At 74.6% G+C, this 16,062-nt stretch carries 9 protein-coding genes and 1 pseudogene; 3 read left to right on the plus strand and 7 right to left on the minus strand.

Annotated elements, in window-relative coordinates:
- Window positions 1-464 precede the first annotated feature (464 nt).
- Window positions 465-962, plus strand: coding sequence for a pyridoxamine 5'-phosphate oxidase family protein (locus ABD363_RS12840; protein ID WP_344602718.1), 498 nt, complete (start codon window positions 465-467; stop codon window positions 960-962).
- Between the two features lie 3 nt (window positions 963-965).
- On the opposite strand, the gene guaA is transcribed toward ABD363_RS12840, so the two are convergent.
- The gene (gene guaA, locus ABD363_RS12845; RefSeq protein WP_344602720.1) at window positions 966-2,546 is read right to left on the minus strand and encodes a glutamine-hydrolyzing GMP synthase; all 1,581 of its coding nucleotides are present in this window, start codon (window positions 2,544-2,546) and stop codon (window positions 966-968) included.
- Window positions 2,547-2,962: 416 nt separating this feature from the next.
- On the opposite strand from guaA, the gene ABD363_RS12850 reads away from it, so the two are divergent.
- A complete protein-coding gene (locus ABD363_RS12850) occupies window positions 2,963-3,298 on the plus strand; it encodes a chorismate mutase (RefSeq protein ID WP_344602722.1) in 336 nt (111 codons plus the stop codon).
- Window positions 3,299-4,115: 817 nt separating this feature from the next.
- Window positions 4,116-5,138, plus strand: coding sequence for an LPXTG cell wall anchor domain-containing protein (locus ABD363_RS12855; protein ID WP_344602724.1), 1,023 nt, complete (start codon window positions 4,116-4,118; stop codon window positions 5,136-5,138).
- 122 nt (window positions 5,139-5,260) lie between these two features.
- On the opposite strand, the gene ABD363_RS12860 is transcribed toward ABD363_RS12855, so the two are convergent.
- From ABD363_RS12860 to ABD363_RS12885, 6 genes and pseudogenes are all read right to left on the minus strand, one after another.
- A complete protein-coding gene (locus ABD363_RS12860; protein ID WP_344602726.1) occupies window positions 5,261-7,078 on the minus strand; it encodes a GMC oxidoreductase in 1,818 nt (605 codons plus the stop codon).
- 55 nt (window positions 7,079-7,133) lie between these two features.
- Window positions 7,134-8,747 carry a succinic semialdehyde dehydrogenase gene (locus ABD363_RS12865; RefSeq protein WP_344602728.1) on the minus strand — a complete coding sequence of 538 codons (1,614 nt, stop codon included), beginning with the start codon at window positions 8,745-8,747 and terminating at the stop codon, window positions 7,134-7,136.
- A gap of 404 nt (window positions 8,748-9,151) precedes the next feature.
- Window positions 9,152-10,261: a serine/threonine-protein kinase gene (locus tag ABD363_RS12870; RefSeq protein ID WP_425577979.1), complete on the minus strand. Its 1,110-nt coding sequence runs from the start codon at window positions 10,259-10,261 to the stop codon at window positions 9,152-9,154.
- A gap of 195 nt (window positions 10,262-10,456) precedes the next feature.
- Window positions 10,457-12,163 carry a serine/threonine-protein kinase gene (locus ABD363_RS12875; protein ID WP_344602732.1) on the minus strand — a complete coding sequence of 569 codons (1,707 nt, stop codon included), beginning with the start codon at window positions 12,161-12,163 and terminating at the stop codon, window positions 10,457-10,459.
- 187 nt (window positions 12,164-12,350) lie between these two features.
- Window positions 12,351-14,924: a protein kinase gene (locus ABD363_RS12880; protein ID WP_344602734.1), complete on the minus strand. Its 2,574-nt coding sequence runs from the start codon at window positions 14,922-14,924 to the stop codon at window positions 12,351-12,353.
- Window positions 14,925-15,077: 153 nt separating this feature from the next.
- Window positions 15,078-16,062 (minus strand): annotated as a pseudogene (locus ABD363_RS12885) (serine/threonine protein kinase); the annotation flags it as partial.

Consider the following 16,062-nt stretch of genomic DNA (forward strand, 5'->3'; position numbering starts at 1 on the left):
CACATCCGGCAGGTGCGGTCAGCGAGGGTGAAGACCGGCCCGCCGTGTTGACCCGGCCGCGGAACCCCCTCCGCCGGGATCGTCCGGCGCGGCGGGCCCTGTCCCCCGACGGCGGCGCGCTCAGGATCACGCCGGGTCCGCACCGCTCCGTGTCCGCTGCGCGGCCGGGCCTGCGAGGAGACCCCGCCTTCCCGGGAACCGCCCGGGGGACCGTCGCCCTCGGACTCGTACGCGGACTCGTACGCGGGCGCAGGCGCGGACGGCTCCGCCCGCGGCCGCGCGAGGATGCCGCCCCTCCGCCGGACGACCGGCGGCCGACTGCCCGACGCGGCCGGTCCGTACCGGCTGACGGCGGACACTGCCCGGGCAGGAGCCCGGCGCACCTTTTCGGCCACCTTCACGCGTACAGGTGACGCCGTGAATACCCGACAGAGGATGTCCGTTTTCGACGTCACACTGACCGTATGAGCAACCGCACGAGCCCGCCCGGCCAGGCCAACTGGGCCGCCTTCGTCACCGCCGAACCCGACCTCGCCCGGACCGTCGAGGCGCGCTTCGGCGCGTACACCCACCATGTTCTCGCCACCCTCCGCAAGGACGGCTCGCCCCGCACCACCGGTCTGGAGGTCCGCTTCCTGGACGGCGAACTGTGGCTGGGAATGATGCCGGACTCGCTCAAGGCGCTCGATCTGCGCCGCGACCCCCGCTTCGCGCTCCAGGCGAATCCCGGGGAGGGCCAGTCCATGGGCGGCGGCGACGTGCGGATCGGCGGACGGGCGTTCGAGGTCACCGATCCGCGGGCGAAGGCCGGATACGCCGAAGAGGTGGAACCGCCGCAGCCGTTCCACCTCTTCCGCACCGAGCTGACGGAGGTCGTGCGGACCTACGTCGAGGACGACGCGTATCTGGTCGTCCAGGTCTGGCAGCCCGGCGCACCCCTGCGCACGCTCAAGCGCACGTAGGGCTCACTCCCACTCGATGGTCCCCGGCGGCTTGGAGGTGACGTCCAGGACGACCCGGTTGACGTCCTTGACCTCGTTGGTGATCCGGGTGGAGATCCGGGCGAGGACGTCGTACGGCAGGCGCGACCAGTCGGCCGTCATGGCGTCCTCGCTCGACACCGGGCGCAGGACGATCGGGTGGCCGTAGGTGCGGCCGTCGCCCTGGACGCCGACGGAGCGGACGTCGGCGAGCAGCACCACCGGGCACTGCCAGATGTCCCGGTCGAGGCCGGCCGCCGTCAGTTCCTCGCGGGCGATGGCGTCGGCCTCGCGCAGCAGGTCCAGGCGCTCCCTGGTGACCTCGCCGACGATCCGGATGCCGAGGCCGGGGCCGGGGAACGGCTGGCGCTGGACGATCTCCTCCGGCAGGCCGAGCTCCTGGCCGACCATGCGGACCTCGTCCTTGAACAGCTTGCGCAGCGGCTCGATCAGCTTGAACTCGAGGTCCTCGGGCAGGCCGCCCACGTTGTGGTGGGACTTGATGTTGGCGGTGCCGGTGCCGCCGCCGGACTCGACCACGTCCGGGTAGAGCGTGCCCTGGACCAGGAACTCGACCGCCGGGCCCTCGTCCGCGACGATCTCGGCCTGGGCCTGCTCGAAGACCCGGATGAACTCCCGGCCGATGATCTTCCGCTTCTCCTCGGGGTCGGTGACCCCCTTGAGCGCGTCCAGGAACCGCTCGCTCGCGTCGACGACCTTCAGCTGGACGCCGGTCGCGGCCACGAAGTCCTTCTCGACCTGCTCGGTCTCGCCCTTGCGCATCAGGCCGTGGTCGACGTACACGCAGGTCAGCTGGGAGCCGATGGCCTTCTGCACGAGGGCTGCGGCCACGGCGGAGTCCACGCCGCCGGACAGACCGCAGATCGCGCGCTTGTCGCCGACCTGCTTGCGGATCGCCTCGACCTGCTCCTCGATCACGTTGCCGGTGGTCCAGTTCGGCTCCAGGCCGGCCCCCCGGTACAGGAAGTGCTCCAGCACCTGCTGCCCGTAGGTGGAGTGCATCACCTCGGGGTGGTACTGGACGCCGTACAGCTTCTTCTCGTCGTTCTCGAAGGCGGCGACCGGGACGACGTCCGTGGAGGCCGTGACGGTGAAGCCGTCGGGGGCGGCGGAGCAGGCGTCGCCGTGCGACATCCACACGGCCTGCTCGGCCGGGGTGCCCTCGAAGAGGGTGGAGGAGACCTTGGAGACGTGCAGCGGCGTACGGCCGTACTCGCGGGCGCCGGTGTTGTCCACCGTGCCGCCGAGGGTCTGCGCCATCAGCTGGAAGCCGTAGCACATGCCGAAGACGGGGACGCCGGACTCGAAGAGCTCGCGGTCGAGACGGGGCGCACCCTCCTCGTACACCGACGAGGGGCCGCCGGAGAGGATGATCGCCGCCGGGTTCCGGGCGAGCATCTCCTCGACGGGCATGGTGCTCGGCACGATCTCGCTGTAGACCCGGGCCTCACGGACTCGTCGGGCGATGAGCTGGGCGTACTGCGCACCGAAGTCGACGACCAGGACGGTGTCGGGGGCGGCGGCAGCGGGAGTCGCTGATGACACGGGGTGCCTTCCGGCGGTTGGGCGGGTCCTTGTGCCACCCGATTCTACCGAGGCGGCCGTGGATCCGGTTCCGTCGCCGCAGCCGCCGCCTTCTCCCCCGCCGGCGCGCGCCTCCCCCGCCGCCCCGGCGCGGGCCTCGCGCCGCCGCTCGGCAGCCGGCCGGGCCGTGCCCGTACCGCCGGCCGGAACGCGCCCGTGCGGCCGGCCGGACTGTGCCTATACTGCCCCTCATGCACAAGCACCCGACCTTCCTCTTTACCTATGGCGACCGGCCCGCCGGCTGCCATGGTCGTGCTGCTTGAGCAACTGACAAGCGACTTCCCAGGCGCCCCGGGCCGACAAGGCCCGGGGCGCCTGCCGTTCTCCGGGACTTGCCGTTCCAGGGGCCGCCCCCACCCCGCGAGGAGCCCCCGACCATGACCGTCACCCCCACCGAGAAGACCGCCGCGGAGCAGGCCCGGAAGACGGAGAGCAACGGCACGGAGCGGACCGGCGCCAGAACCGCCGAGGCCGCCGGCGTGATCACCGGCGCCCGGGAGCGCATCGACGCCCTCGACGACCGGATCATCGGCCTGATCCAGGAACGGATGGCGGTCTCCGCCGTGATCCAGCAGGCGCGCATCGCCTCCGGCGGCCGGCGCGTGAACCTCTCCCGGGAGATGGAGGTCCTCGGCCACTACCGGGAGGCGCTGGGCAAGCCCGGCACCGCCCTCGCGATGACCCTGCTGGAGCTGTGCCGCGGCAAGATCTGAACGGGCGTTCCGGGGACGCGCGTGCACATGCCCTCTCACCCGTCCGGCGCGTGACCGCCGGCCCGTCCGGCTCGTTGGTCCGGATGTCCGTGCCAGCCAGGGGCGGGCCCGAGAAGAACCACGCGTGGCTCACTGGAGCGATGAGACGTACGGCCCGTGCCGCGCGTCGTGGGACCTCGCTCCAGGAAGGTGACCGGACGGCAGGGGACAGCAGCCCGGTCACCCAGGAGAACGGCCGGCCCCGGGGACGCCCGGGGCCGGCCGGCGGACAGCCCGGGTCCGGGACGACCGGCAGTGCAGGCGGCTCCCGGCCGGCACGGCGCGCGGAGCATCCGGCCCCCTCCGCGGACGACGGCACCGCCCGCCCCGCACCGTCCCGCCGCGCCCGGCGTGTCACCCGGAGGCCGGGAACAGTCCGTCCCCGCCGCCAGGAGGTGCCCCCGCACCCGAGCGCACCGGGCGGCCGGTGCCCGAAGCGAGGCCCGCGGCACCCTGAGCGAGCGGCGCGACCCCGGCGCCGCTCCCCGGTACCGGCGCTGCCCTGACGCCGGTGCCGACGGGAGAAGGGCCCCGCGACTCCGTCACGCGGGGCCCTTCTCGTGCCCGCCTCGCGCACCGCGAACCCGCCCGCGGACACGTGACGCAGCTCACATGAGAATTCCATGAGGGCGAGCGCAACCCTTCACAGCTTCCACCGATCAAACCTGACGACCCGAGGGCCACACCCGCGCCTCACACGCGGAGGCCTCCCACCCCCGCACTGCGGTCACCGCAGTGCGCCGGACTCCCTGAGGTCTTCATGAAGCTTCGCCGTGCCATGGCAGCAGCCGCCGCGACCGCGGTCGTCGCGCCGCTCGCGCTGCTGTCCGCGCCCGCCGCGTTCGCGGAGGGGACGACGCCTGCGGCGCCCCCGAGCGACACGGCCACCGCCACGCCGACCGCCACCGCGACCGACACGGCGACGGCCACGGCGACCCCGAGCGACACGGCCACCACCACCGCCGCCCCGACCGGAACCGGTGTGCCGACCGGCACCCCCACCACCACGTCGCCCACCCCGAGCACCACCCCGAGCGAGTCGGAGGAGCCCGAGCCGTCCGAGCCGGCCGAGCCGAGCGAGGAGCCGTCGGACCCGACCGTCCCGTACTGCGAGGACCTGGACGAGAACTTCGGCGACGCCAAGGTGTCCGCGGACATCAAGGGCCTGCCGGGCAAGATCGTCGCGGGTGACGGCTTCCACGACTTCGAACTGGTCGTCACCAACGAGTCCGGGACCGACGTCGAGGGCGTCGCCTTCTACGCCGAGGTGGAGAACTACGAGCTCGACGAGGCGAAGTTCCTCAGCCCCTACGTCGACCTCGAGTTCAAGAACCCCGAGACCGGCTCCTGGGACCGCATCGGCAGCGACGACTGGGCCGGCGACTACTTCTACTTCGTGGAGAAGCTGAAGTCCGAGGCCAGCGAGACCGTCGACCTGCGCGTCAGCATCGACGCCAAGGCCCCGGCCGGTGACTCCTACTCCTTCGGCTCCGGCGCCTACCTCGACAACGTCGAGGGCCAGGACTGCATCGCCGAGGGCTGGGCCATGTACGACTTCGAGGTCCTGAAGCCCGGCTCCGCCAACCCCGACCCGGGCACGGCCGGTCCGAGCGACAACGACGCCAAGGACTCGGTGAAGAAGCCGCAGGGCGACGTCTCCGCCCTGCCCACCGGCAGCCTCGCCGAGACCGGCGCCGGCTCCGCCCTGCCGATGATCGGGCTCGTCGGCGGTGTCGCCGTCGTCGCCGGCGCCGGCGCGGTGTTCGCGGTGCGGCGGCGCAAGGCCGGCGCCCAGGCGTGAACCACGCCCGCCGGGCCGCACGGCCGTGAGGCCGTGAAGGCCCGGCACAGGACGGAGGAAGGACCCGCGCTCGGAGGGGGGCGCGGGTCCTTCTTCCGTCCCGCCCCCCTCCGCGCCGCTTCTCACTGCTTCGGCGGCACCGCCGGGATCCCCAGGAACGGCAGCCGCAGCGCGCCGAAGGCGTCCGACGGGACCGCCGGGGACTTCGGCGCCACGGGGGCGAGGCGCCGGTACGCCGCCCCCTGCCGCGGGCGCGGGTCCGGCTCGCCCTTGTTGGGCCAGTACGCCATCGCCCGCTCGGCCTGGGCCGTGATCGTCAGGGACGGGTTCACCCCCAGGTTGGCCGAGACCGCGGAGCCGTCGACGACCGAGATGCCGGGGTGGCCGTAGAGGCGGTGGTACGGGTCGATGACGCCGGTCTCGCGGGAGGCGCCGATCGGGCAGCCGCCGAGGAAGTGGGCCGTCAGCGGGGTGCCCATGAGCTCGCCGATGTTCGAGCCGGCGAAGCCGTTGATCTCGGCGGCCAGCGCGGAGGCGCCCTCGGTGGCGGCCTCGATCTGCTGGGGGTTGGGGGCGCCGTGGCCCTGACGGGCCGTCAGCAGACCCTTGCCGACGCCCTTGGGCTTCAGGTACGTCGTCAGGGAGTTGTCCAGCGACTGCATCACCAGGCCGATGATCGTCCGCTCCGACCAGCGGCGGTTGGACAGGGAGCGGGCCGCCTGCACCGGGTGCCGCGCCACGTGGAGCAGGAAGCCCAGCACCCGGGAGGCACCCGAGCGGTTTCCCGCGTAGGGGACCTGGAGGATCGACAGGCTGCCCATCGCGTTGGAGCCCCTGCCGTAGCGGACGGGCTCGATGTGGGTGTCCGGGTCGGGGTGGACGGAGGACGTGATGGCGACGCCGCGCGTGAAGTCGACCCTCGCCTCGCCGGTGACCTTGCGGTAGCGCCGGTCGTCGGTCTGGGCGCCGACCAGGGCCTCGGAGTTGGTGCGGGTGAGCTCGCCCAGCCGGTCGGAGACGTACGGCAGCCGGCCGTCCGCCTTCATGCGGTGCAGCAGGGTCTGGGTGCCGTAGGTGCCGGCGGCGAGGACGACCCGGCGGGCCCGGAAGGTCCGGCCCCGGCCCTTCTTCCGCCGGTCGGTGGGCAGGGCGGCGACCGCGAAGCCGCCCCGCGGGTCCTCCGTGACCGAGACGACCGTGGTCAGCGGGTGCACCACCGCGCCCGCCTTCTCGGCGAGGTACAGGTAGTTCTCGGTGAGGGTGTTCTTCGCGCCGTGCCGGCAGCCGGTCATGCACTCGCCGCACTGGGCGCAGGCCCGGCGCTCCGGCCCCGCCCCGCCGAAGTACGGATCGGGCACCTTCTGCCCCGGCTTCGCCGTCACCGTCCCGTCGGCGTCCCGGCCGTCGCCGAAGAAGACGCCGACCGGCGCCAGGTGGAAGGTGTCCCCGCAGCCCATCCGCTCGGCGGCCGCCTTCAGGTGCACGTCCGACGGGGTCATCGTCGGGTTGAGCCGTACGCCGAGCATGCGCCGCGCCTGGTCGTAGTACGGCTTCAGCTCCTCCTGCCAGTCGGTGACGTCCCGCCACTGCGGGTCCTCGAAGAAGGCCGCCGGCGGCACGTAGAGGGTGTTGGCGTAGTTGAGGGAGCCGCCGCCGACACCGGCGCCCGCCAGGACCATGACGTTGCCCAGCAGATGGATGCGCTGGATGCCGTACATGCCCAGCCGGGGGGCCCACAGGTAGTTCTTCAGGTCCCAGGAGCTGCGCGGGAGCGTCTCGCGGGTGAAGCGGCGGCCCGCCTCCAGCACGCCGACGCGGTAGCCCTTCTCGGTCAGGCGCAGCGCCGCGACCGAGCCTCCGAAGCCGGAGCCGACCACGATCACGTCGTAGTCGTAGCCGTCGTCCTCGTCGTGTTCCTGGACGGAGTTCTCCTGCGGCACGTGCTCTCCTCGTCGAGAACGGGTGGGGTTCCGGGTGGCCGGCGGGATCCGGGGGCTAGCGGAGGCGGAACGCCTTCATCAGGCGCAGGCCGCGGCTCATGAGCGCCGCGTACCTCTCGTCGTCCATGCCGAACGACGGGGCCATCGGCAGCAGCCGCTGGTGGGCGACGGTCTGCGCCTCGGTGTACTTGAGGATGCCCTCCGCGCCGTGCCGGCGGCCCAGACCGGAGTCCTTCATGCCGCCCATGGGGGACTGCACGCTGCCGTACGCGGACGCGTACCCCTCGTTGATGTTCACCGTGCCGGTGCGCAGCCGGGCGGCGACCTTCCGGCCGCGGCGGGCGTCCCGCGTCCAGACCGAGGAGTTCAGGCCGTACGGCGTGGCGTTGGCGCGGTCGATCGCCTCGTCCTCGGACGCGAAGCGGTGGACGGACACGACCGGGCCGAAGGTCTCCTCGGCGTACACGGTCATGGCGTCGGTGACGCCCTCGAGGATGGTCGGCTCGTAGAAGTAGGGGCCGATGTCCGGGCGGGCGACCCCGCCGGCCACGATCCGCGCGCCCCGGGCGACGGCGTCCTCCACGTGCCGCCGCACGGTCTCCAGCTGGCGCCCGCTGACCAGGGATCCCATGTCGGCGCCGTAGGCCAGGGCGCGCCCCAGCCGCATCGCGCGCGTGCGGGCCGCGAAACGCTCCAGGAAGGCGTCGGCGATCGACTCGTGGACGTACAGCCGCTCGATGGACACGCACAGCTGGCCGGCGGAGGAGAAACAGGCGCGGACCGCGCCGGCCGCCGCCTTCTCCACGTCGGCGTCGTGCAGGACCAGCATGGCGTTCTTGCCGCCGAGTTCGAGCGAGACGCCCACCAGCCGGTCGGCGGCGACCCGGGCGACCTCGCGGCCGGTGCGGGTGGAACCGGTGAAGGAGACGTAGTCGCCGCGCCTGACGACCTCGGGGCCGACGACGGGACCGACACCGATGACGGTCTGGAGCACGTCGGCGGGCAGCCCCGCCTCGATCAGCAGGTCACGGGCCCACAGCGCGGTCAGGCAGGACTCGGTGTCGGGCTTCATCACCACCGCGTTGCCCGCGACGAGGGCGGGCAGCGCGTCGCCGACGGACAGTTCGAGGGGGTAGTTCCAGGGGACGACCTGGCCGACGACGCCGCGCGGGTGGCGCAGTTCGGTGACCCTCGTCAGGGCCGGCACGGCGCCGGTGTGCCGCTTGGGCCGGAGGTAGGCGGCGGCCCGGCGGCCGTAGTGACGGGCCGCGACCGCGACGGCCTGGACCTCCTCGTGGGCGTGCAGGCGGGCCTTGCCGGTCTCCAGCTGGATGAGGTCGAGGACCTCGGCCTGGCGCTCCAGCAGCAGGTCGTGGAAGCGGAGCAGGACGGCGGCGCGCTGCCGTACCGGGGTGCGCGCCCACACGGGCTGGGCGGTGCGGGCCAGGTGGAACGCCTTGGCCACGTCCTCGGGGGTGGACTCGGGCAGGTCGGCCAGCTTCTCGCCGGTGAACGGCGTGTGGTGGACGGTACGGCCGGAGCCGATCACGTCCCTGGTGAGCTGGGCGACCAGCTCGGGGGTGACCACGTCGGCGGCGGTGCGGGCGCCCGCCGGGGCGGGAGCGAGGGGATTCGTACCGGTCGGTGCCGGGGCCTGCGCGTCCGTCATGAGGCGCAGGGTATGCCTGCGCGGAAACTTTGGGTACCCGTCGGTAACAGGGTTTCACCGGGCACTCACACGCCGCCAGCGTTCGCTGGCAACGAATGCGCTGATCAGGTGTTGCGTGGGGGCGGCCGCGGTCGGCCCGGTCCTTTCCGGGTTCGGCCCTTCGGCGGGTCCGGTCGTCTCCGGAGGTTCGGTCCCTTCCGCGGGTCCGGTCGCTTGCGGGGTTCAGTTCCTTCCGAGGACGAGCCGGTCGCGGGCGCCCCCGAACACGCCGTGCCCCTGCGCTCGTCCGGGGTGCCCCCGGGCATGTCGACGCGCAGCTCGTACCTGCGGTCGTCATCGGTCCGGATCACCGGGTGCAGCACCCGGGCCGCGGAACCGTCCCGGCCGGCGACGCAGGACGGGGCTCATCCCCCGCCCGCGTACGGCCGGGGTTCCGTACGGCCCGGCGGGAACGGGCGGGTCACCGTCACGGTCGCGGTGGGGACGCCCGGCGACGAGGTCTCCGCCGGGGGTGTTTCGGGCACGGAGGTCGCCGGCGTGCCGCCCCCGTCGCCGTCCCGGTCCATCAGCAGCGCCGCCGCGGACACGCCCACCGCCCCCGTCGCGGTCACCAGCAGCACGGCCACCAGTACGCCGCGCGTGACGCCCCGGCGCTCGGCGTCCGGGCGCAGTTCGGGGGTACGGCCCAGTTCCAGGAAGGCCCGCAGCATCCGCTCGGCCCGGTCCGCGTCCATCCGCCGCTCGGGATCGCGTTCCAGCAGCCCGCGGACGACGGGCAGGAGCGGTCCCGCCTGCGCGGGCGGCCGTACCTCCTCGGAGACCACGGCGTGCAGGATGCCGCCCAGCGAGTCGCGCCGGAACGGCGACTCGCCGGTCAGGGCCGCGCACAGCAGCGCGCCCAGCGACCACAGGTCGGAGGCGGGGCCGGTCCGGCCGCCGGACATCCGCTCGGGCGCGGTGTACTCGGGCGAGCCGACGAAGGAGCCGGACTCGGTGAGGGTGGTCGCGCCCTCGACCCGCGCGATGCCGAAGTCGGTGAGGACGACCCGGTCGGTGCCGTCCTCCAGCAGGACGTTGGCGGGCTTGAGGTCGCGGTGCAGGACGCCGGCCGCGTGCGCGGTGCGCAGGGCGCCCAGCAGGGCGATGCCGATGCGGGCGGCCTCGACGGGGCCGACCGGTCCGTGCGCGGCGACGTGGTCGGCGAGCGAGCCGCCCTCGATCAGCTCCATGACGATGTAGGGTCGCCCGTCGTCCACGACGACGTCGTGCACCACGACGATGTGCGGGTGGTGCAACTGGGCGACCGCGCGGGCCTCGCGCAGGGTGCGGTCGCGCTGCTGCCGGGCCTCCTCGGCGGAGAGGGTCTCGTCCAGGGGGAGCTCCTTGACCGCGACCCGCCGGCCGAGCAGCCGGTCGGTGGCCCGCCAGACGACGCCCATGCCGCCGCGCCCGAGCCTCGCCTCCAACCGGTACCGGTCCGCGATCACCCGGCTGCTCTCCCCCTCGGGTCCCATGCGGCCCATGATGCCCCAGCGGACGGATCGCCTCCGGTGCGGCGACGGGTGAGTGGCCGACAACCGACGCAGGAAAGGCCGTCGCCGTACCGAGCGGCGCCGGGAAGACCGTCGTCGCACCACCGGAACGGCCGCCTCGCCGCCGGGTCGGACCGGTCGCCTCGCCGCCGGACCACCGGCCGCCTGGCCGACGGGTCAGGAGGTCTTCTCCCGCCAGCCCTGGAGCACCGTCGTGAACTGCCGGCTGGTGGTCGCCCAGTCCTCGGCGGGTGAGGAGATGTAGATGACGTACTCGACGCCGTCCCGTGACATGTACGTCTCCTCCATGGCGCGGCGCGGCCCGGGGAACCGCGTGTCCTTCGCCAGGGCGGTCCAGGTGTACTCCCACACGGCGCCGTCGCGGTCGCGGTAGACGTTCCGCTCCAGCCTCACCCGCCGGTAGTCGACCAGCCGCTGGAGCTGTTGTTCCAGATCCAGTTGGTGGGCGTGGGGATCGTTGAAGTCCGGGGAGGTGTCGACGGCGATGCGGACGAAGTGCTCGCCGCCGTCGGGGGTGTAGTCGATCTGTTTGAGGTCGCCGTCGATGCCGTGGACCTGCCGTTTCCATCCTTTGGGCAGGTAGAGGCTGAAGCCGACCGGGTCGTCGTGGCGCTCCCAGGAGTCCGGAACGTTTCCCCCGGGGTCCCCGCCGGTGGTGGTCGTGGGGCTCGGCGGAGCGGACACGTGCTGCTCCGTCCGCCGGCTCTCGTCCCACTTCTGCAGCAGTACGGCGGTTCCGCCGCCGACGAGGGCGGCGACGACGACCACCAGGGCGAGCGTGCGCAGCCGGCGCCCCGGCGGTGCGGGGGCCGCCGGCTGCGGGCTCAGCGCCGTCGGGCCGACCGCCGTCGGGCCGACCGCCGTCGGGCCGACCGCCGTCGGTCCGGTCGCCATGGTGCCGGCCGTCATGGGACCGGTCGCCGCGGGACCGGCCGCTGCCGGTCCGGCCGCCGGGCGGTACGGGGTCGCGGCCGGGCCGGATCCGGGACCGGCGGCCGGGTGCGGGTCCGCGTGCCGCGCCGGCGGATACGCCCGCGTCGTGTCCGGCCGGCGGCCCTCCGCCGCCTCGGCGAGCATCTGTTCGGCCTCGGCCGCCTGCGGCCGCATGGCCGGATCCTTGCGCAGCAGCGCGTCGAGGACGGGGGCGAGCGGGCCGGCGTGGCGCGGCTCGGCGGCCTCCTCCTCGACGACCGCCTGCATGGTGCCGAGCGGTGAGGTGCGGCGGAACGGCGAGACGCCCTCCACCGCCGTGTACAGCGTCGCGCCCAGCGCCCACAGGTCGGAGGCGGGCCCCGGGTCGTGGCCGCGGACCCGCTCGGGCGCGAGGTAGTCGACGGAGCCGACGACCTCGCCGGTCCGGGTGATGGTCGTGTCGCCCTCGATCTGCGCGATGCCGAAGTCGGTGAGCAGGACGCGCCCGTCGCGGCCGAGGAGGACGTTGCCGGGCTTGACGTCGCGGTGCAGCACCCCCGCGGTGTGCGCGGCGCGCAGCGCGCGCAGCACCCACAGTCCGACCCGCGCGGCCTCCCGCGGCTCCACGCGCCCCCGCTCCCTGACCGCGTCGGCCAGGGAGCGGCCCTCGACCAGCTCCATCACGATCCACGGGCGGCCGTCGTGTTCCAGGACGTCGTGCACGGTGACGACGGCGGAGTGGTTGATCCGCGCGGCGGCGCGCGCCTCCGCGCGGGTGCGGGCCAGCAGGATCTCCCGGTCGCTGTCGGAGACGTAGAGCGCGGCCGTCAGCTCCTTGACCGCGACGGCCCGGTGCAGCACCTCGTCGTGCGCGCGCCACACCCGGCCCATGCCACCGCTGCCGATGGAGTCGCCGAGCCGGTAGCGGCCCGCGAGGAGCAGGCCCTGCATCTGATTCACGTTGCCCCGCAATGGTCTTGACAGGGTCAGCGTAAGGACCGGCCCCCGTGCGGGGAACCGGCGGGGTGCCCCGGAGACCGCACTGTGACAGTCGCCCCTCCGGGGAAGGCGGGGGAGCCACCGGGTGAACCGCGGCGCACGGGGCGGCAGGAGGGGCCGGGGGACGGGGCGCGGGGTGTCAGCCGGTCGCCTGGTACGTCGCCGAGGCCTGCTCGAACAGGCGGGTCACCTCGTCGCGTTCGTTCTCCGGGCCGCGCACCTGGACCACGTGGTACTCGCCGTCGACGAGCATCGCCAGGTTGCGCACGTACAGCTCGCGCCCGTCGCCGTCGGTCCAGGTGAACTGCCCCTCGGCCATGGTGCGTCCGCCCACCTCGATGGTCTTCAGCCCCGTGGAGGTGGCCCAGCTGGAGTCGCGGTACGGCTGCAGCTCGGGCTCCTTGTCCCGCTGGTACGCCATCGGATCGGTGCCGAACTCGTCCGCGCCGTCCCGGCCCGGCACGACGAGCAGTTCGAAGTCGCCGCCGGAGTAGACGACCTGGCCGCGTCCGTTGACGGGCGTGCGCTTCCAGCCCTCGGCGACGGCGACGCGGAAGCCCTCGGCGTCCTTGCGCAGGGTGAAGCCGTCGGCGGTCTCGGGCACGGTGGTCTGCGTCTCGGCGGTACCCGCCGACTCCCCGGAGCCGGTGCCGGAGTCCGGCGAGGTCCGGTCGGGCCGCGGGTCGCCGCTGGTGTCCGGGGACCGCGTGGGCGCCTCGCCGGCCTCGCCGGCGACACCGGTCCGGTCCGGGGCGCCCGCGTCATCGGTGCCGGCCTTCGGCAGGAAGTACATGGCGTAGACGATCGCCGTGGCCAGGGCGAGCAGTATGAGCAGGAGCAGCGTGCGGCCCAGGCGGTGCGGTGACCGCGTTTCCTGCTTGGCCCGCTTGTGCCGCCCGTGGTGCGCGGGCAGCCCGGCGCGCCGCCTGCGCACCAGCTCGCCGCGCCGGCGTACGACCGGCAGCCGGCCGGCGTCGACGGGCGGGGCGGGGACGACGTGCACGCCCGCCTCCGGCTCGGGCGCGGAGCGCACCAGCGAGCGCAGCCAGCCGCTCAGTTCCTCGAAGTCGATGCGCTCGGTGGGGTCCTGACGCAGCAGCGACTCCACGACCGGCCGGAGCGGACCGCACTCCTCGGCGAACGCGGGCGGCTCCGCGCACACCATCTGCACCAGTTCGGCGGTCGAGTCCTCCGGGTAGGGCGCATGCCCCTGCACGGCCCGGAAGAGCAGCGCGCCCAGCGCCCACAGGTCGGTCGCGGGGCCGATGGGCGGCGCCAGCTGCCAGTTCTCGTGCACCGGTCCGGCCTGCTCCGGAGCCCACCGCTCCGTCACCGGGCCCACGACCGCCATCCGCGCCTGCCGCGCCCGCTCGGCGGCCAGCGCGGTCGCCGGCCCGCGCCGCACGGGGGCGTCGGCGGCCAGGTCGTCCCAACGGCTCGGGGACGGGGCGGGCCCGCCGGACGGGGCCGGGGCGGGGGCGGTGTCGCCGGGGGCGTCGCCCGGGCCGGTGCGGGGCGCGGCGCCGTGCCAGGAGGCGTGCCGTACGCCGTAGGGGTCGGCGATCTGGCCCGGGGGCGCGGTGCCGGGGCCGGCGGCGTACGGCGGCTGTGCCGAGCCGTTGCCGTGCGGCGCGGGGTCGTTGTCGGGGGCGGGGCGGGCGCCGGGCAGCGCCGCGTGTCCGTTCTGCGCCTCCTGGACCCGGGCCGCGGCCCGGGCGCCCGCGCGGTACGCGGCGATCGCCCCGGCCCGCGCCGCCCGGATGTCCTCGCTGCTGTCGAACGCGGGGCGGGCGGGGCCGGCGGAGGACCCGCCGGTCCTCTCCTCCCATCCGGCGGCCGACGGCCGCCCGGCCGCCCGCGCCTCGAGGGCGGCCCGCCGGGCGGCCTCGGGATCGGCGGCGCCGAGACCACCGGGCCCGCCCGGTTCGCGGGAACCGCGGGCCCCGCCGGGACCGGTGGCGTGAGCGGCGCCGCCGGGGCCGCCCGTGAGGTCACCGGCGTCACCCGTCCCCCGGTGACCACCGCTCCCGGTCGCCCCCGAAGGCTCCCCCGGCCCCGGGACGCCCCCGCTCTCGTCGTCCTCCGGCGCCGGCACCGGGTCGTACCCGCACAGCGCCTCCTCCGCCGCCCCGACGGCGAGGCCGGTCAGCATCACCCGGCCGTCGTCGCAGACGAGCACGGTGCGGGCGGTGATGTTGCGGTGCACCCAGCCGTGGGCGTGCAGCACCCGCAGCGCCATCAGGACGTCGGAGGCGACCTCGGCCGCCCGGTACGGCGTCAGCGGCTTCTCGGCGAGCAGCGCCGCCAGCGGTCGCGCGGCCACCAGTTCGCTGACGATCCACAGCGAACCGTCCTCGGCGAACACGTCGAAGACCTGGTCGAGCCGCGGATGGTCGGGGATGCGGGCCGCGGCCTGCGCGGCCTCCACGGCACGCCGCACGACCGGATCGGCGCCCCGCCGCGCCGCCGTCCGCCCGCCGGGGCGCCCGGCGCCACGGCGGGCGCCGCCGTCCCGTGCCGTGAAACCCTCGGGCAGCCCCTCCGCGTCGAGCACCTCCGCCTCGACGACCTCCGGCAGCGGCACCTGCCGGACCAGGACCTCCTGGCCGCTGTAGGTGTCGAAGGCCCGGGTCTCGGTGAGCTCGTACTCCTCGGACGGCGGCAGCGGCAGGCGGTAGCGGTCGGCGAGTACCCGTCCCGCATAGTCGTCCACGTTGCCTCCCCCAAGCAGGCCCGTCGGTCGATTCCGTTCGTCCCGCGGGCCGCCCCGCTGCGCACGGTCCGCAGGCACTCACGATACGTGCCGGAGGCAACCCGCACCGAGGGGATTCCAGATCTCAGGCCTCCCAAACCCGGGCGCGCTCCCTCACGACTTCGGTTCGAACGTCTCCGTCAGCGTCCGCCAGGTGTCCTTGCGCAGGTCACCGTCCCAGTCGGCGGCCTTCGCGGTGTACATGAGCGCGTACCCCTGGTCGTCGTCGACGACGAAGCCCCGGTCGATGGTCCGGTACGCGGTCCCGCCGTCGACGTAGGTGAACTCCCAGTCGGCCGTGTTCCAGCCCCGGTAGTCCACCTGCTCTATGCGGATCTTCCGGTACTGCGGGCGCTTCATGTAGCGCTCCTGGTTCTTCCAGTCCGCCACCGGGTCGTCCTTCGGCGTGGACGTCCACGCGACGAGCAGTTTCTGTCCGTCGGGCCCGGTGAACCGGTCCCCCGCGGCGTCCGTGGACCGGTACTTCCACCCCTCGGGCAGGCCTATCGAGTAGCCCTGCTTCCCCTGGTGCGTCGACGCGGCGCCGTCGTCCCCGGTGGAGCCGTCCGTGCCCGCCCCGGCCCCGCCGGCCGTGCCGGGATCGCTGCTCGGCGCGCTCGGCGAGGCCGGTCCCGTCCTCGTCGCCGTCGCCGTCGCCGTCGCCGCGCCGTCCGTGCGGGTCCCGTCGGCCTCGTCCTGCCCGGTCCCGGTGCCGGCGGTCGCGCTGGCGGCGGTCTCGCCGCCGTTGCCCGCGGCGCCGTCGGAGCCGTCGTCGCCGCCGAGCGTGAGGGCCAGCACGGTGCCGATGACGGCGAGCACCACGACCACCGCGACGGCCACCAGCGTCCGCCGCGGCACCACGTCGGTGAGCGACGCCTTGGGCGCGGGCCTGGCCGGCAGGTCCGGCGGCGGCATCACGGGCCATCCCGAACTCCGGCCGCCGTTCGCCCGGTTCGCCCCGCCCGGGTCCGCCGCCGGCGCGGCGGAGCCCGGCACGGCCGTGCCGGTGCCGGACCGGGCGCGTGCCGCGGCCCCGGCCGCCCCCGCCGGGACGGCGGCCTTCCCCGTGGACCGCAGCGCCCCGCGCGGCCGGCCGGCC

The organism is Streptomyces glaucus, from assembly GCF_039533365.1.
Classification (GTDB): domain Bacteria; phylum Actinomycetota; class Actinomycetes; order Streptomycetales; family Streptomycetaceae; genus Streptomyces; species Streptomyces glaucus.